Source organism: Flavobacterium xizangense, from assembly GCF_054075145.1.
In genome coordinates this window covers 1-265 of record NZ_JBSIPG010000137.1, presented here as the reverse complement: position 1 = coordinate 265, position 265 = coordinate 1, and the positions used below count along the sequence as shown (strand labels likewise).

Sequence of the window (265 nt, the reverse complement as noted above, 5' to 3'; positions counted from 1 at the left end):
ACAAAGCTTTAGGAAAAGTTATGCCGATTACTGCAGAAATGGATGGAGAGAAATTTTTTATTTCTACGAAAACTGCAAAGAAAGCTGCAACGCCTTTATTTGTGGCGCTGATTGTGATTGAAGTTATGGATGTTCTTTTTGCAGTTGATAGTGTTCCTGCAATTTTAGCCATTACTTCAGATCCGTTTTTAGTATTTAGTTCTAATATTTTTGCTATTCTAGGATTACGTTCTATGTATTTCTTCTTAGCAAATATGCTGGCAAA

1 protein-coding gene is annotated in these 265 nt (G+C 34.0%); it reads left to right on the top strand.

Features of this window, described 5'->3' with window-relative positions; translation table 11 throughout:
• A partial coding sequence (locus ACWA1B_RS22830; RefSeq protein ID WP_456910921.1) for a TerC family protein occupies positions 1–265 on the top strand: 265 nt, incomplete at both ends.